Below are 1,995 nucleotides of genomic sequence, written 5' to 3' on the forward strand. Positions count from 1 at the left end.
ATCCAGCTGATGATGCCCATCTTTTCCCTCCAATCCCCGCCATGCCAATCATTTTCATATGATTGCCAAAAGCTCAAGACAGCTTGAAATCCCCCCCGGCTGCGCCATTTTGGCGCCGGGCGGAATTGGTTGATAGGAGATCCACGATGGGCCTTTTTGACAACGCCGTTCCCGGCGGCAACATCACCAAACCGCTGATGATCGCGCTCGGCGCGCTGCTGGTCGGCAAGATGCTGAGCGGCAAGAGCGAGGAACAGCCGGCCGAACCTCAAGCTCCGGTCCCTACTCCCGCGGGTGCCGGCACCTCGGCCGACGGCGGCCTGCTCGGCGGACTGGGCGGCCTGCTCGACAAGCTGAAGGATGCCGGGCACGGCGGCGTCGCCGATTCCTGGGTCGGCACCGGCCAGAACCAGCCGATCAACGCCAACGATCTCGGCGCCGCGATCGGGCCGCAGGTCATTCGCGAGATCGCGCAGCGCACGGGCTTGAACGAGCAGGAGCTGCTGCAGCAACTCTCATCGGCGCTGCCCGGCATCGTCGACAAGCTGACGCCCAACGGCCAGATCCCGCAACAGCATCAGGTCGCCTCGGCTTTCAGCAGCTAGGACGCGGATCAAGCGAAATGCGCTGCGCGCTTCGGCGCGCGGCCTTTTCGTGGGAACGGCGATGCGGATGGAAATCTGGAGCGGGTAGCGGGAATCGAACCCGCATATTCAGCTTGGAAGGCTGCTGCTCTACCACTGAGCTATACCCGCGCCTTACACTGAAGTACCGGATTCACCCGAAAAGCGCCATGCACTTTTCGGTCCGAGACTTTTCGTTTCAGGGCTTCCGGGCCGGCAGTGGTGGAGAGGGTTGGATTCGAACCAACGTAGGCTAAGCCAACGGATTTACAGTCCGTCCCCTTTAACCACTCGGGCACCTCTCCAGTCTGCCGCCGGAGCCATGCAACGAGTCATTCACGCCGATCCGGAGCCCGAGTAGGGACTTTCTCCGAAATCAGCGATGCGCCTTATGGCGGCAAGGCCGGTGGGTGTCAACCGGCGTAGTGGCGGTTTTTCGATGATGTCCCGCATTCGTCGACACGGCCATATCCTTAGTCGGGCGGGACCGCTATAGAAGCCGCATGAGCGACAACAAAAGCAACAAGCCGGGCACCCCGAAGGACACCCACTACGCCAAGCTTCGGCGCGCGCATCGCGACCAGAAGGCCGGCGGCGCGCCGGCATTCCGGCCGCGCCAGCCGGTGCCGGCGGGCGAAGGCCCCGCCGACGGGCTGGTGCGGCTCTATGGCCTGCATACAGTGCGCGCCGCCCTCGACAACCCCCGGCGCAAGATCAGAAAGATGCTGGTGACGCGCAACGCCGCCGAGCGGCTTTCGATCGGCGAGCTTGCCGTCCTGCCCTTCAAGGCCGAGCTGGTCGAGCCCAAGGACATCGACAGGATCACCGGTTCGGACGCCGTGCACCAGGGCGTGCTCATAGAGGCGGAACCCCTTAAGCCCAAGCGTCTCGACGCGCTTGGCGACACCAAGCTGGTGCTGGTGCTCGACCAGGTGACCGACCCGCACAATGTCGGCGCGATCCTGCGCTCGGCGGTCGCCTTCGGCGCCGGCGCGCTGATCACCACGGCGCGCCACAGCCCGCAGGAATCGGGCGTATTGGCGAAATCGGCTTCCGGCGCGCTGGAGCATATCGACCAGATCGAGGTGAAGAACCTGGCCGACGCGCTCGGCCAGTTGCACGAGGCCGGCTTCCAGACGATCGGGCTCGATTCAGACGGGCCGGCCGAGCTCGAAAAGACATTCGACGGCGACAAGATCGCGCTGGTGCTTGGGGCCGAAGGCAAGGGCCTGCGCCAGAAGACGCGAGAGACGGTGACCGCGCTCGCCCGCCTCGACATGCCCGGCGCCATCCGCTCGCTCAACGTGTCGAACGCTGCGGCGGTGAGCCTCTATGCGGCGCGGAAATTCCTAGCGAATAGCGAAACGCGAAT

At 64.5% G+C, this 1,995-nt stretch carries 2 protein-coding genes and 2 tRNA genes; 2 read left to right on the forward strand and 2 right to left on the reverse strand.

What is annotated here, in order from left to right:
• Positions 1–146 precede the first annotated feature (146 nt).
• Positions 147–605 carry a YidB family protein gene (locus EOA29_RS34450; RefSeq protein WP_126094128.1) on the forward strand — a complete coding sequence of 153 codons (459 nt, stop codon included), beginning with the start codon at positions 147–149 and terminating at the stop codon, positions 603–605.
• A 76-nt stretch (positions 606–681) separates the two neighbouring features.
• Here the strand turns inward: EOA29_RS34450 and EOA29_RS34455 are convergent.
• Both EOA29_RS34455 and EOA29_RS34460 read right to left on the reverse strand, forming a co-directional pair.
• A tRNA-Gly gene (locus tag EOA29_RS34455) sits at positions 682–755 on the reverse strand.
• 88 nt (positions 756–843) lie between these two features.
• A tRNA-Tyr gene (locus EOA29_RS34460) sits at positions 844–928 on the reverse strand.
• Positions 929–1,126: 198 nt separating this feature from the next.
• On the opposite strand from EOA29_RS34460, the gene EOA29_RS34465 reads away from it, so the two are divergent.
• Positions 1,127–1,995, forward strand: an 869-nt coding sequence (locus tag EOA29_RS34465; RefSeq protein WP_145969985.1) for an RNA methyltransferase, incomplete at its 3' end; no start/stop codon positions are given.

The sequence above is a fragment of the Mesorhizobium sp. M1E.F.Ca.ET.063.01.1.1 genome (assembly GCF_003998155.1).
Taxonomy (GTDB): domain Bacteria; phylum Pseudomonadota; class Alphaproteobacteria; order Rhizobiales; family Rhizobiaceae; genus Mesorhizobium.

What these genes read in the sequence shown, in the direction of transcription:
- EOA29_RS34450 (WP_126094128.1), top strand. Translation starts at nt 147, where the DNA reads ATGGGCCTTTTTGACAACGCCGTTCCCGGCGGCAACATCACCAAACCG.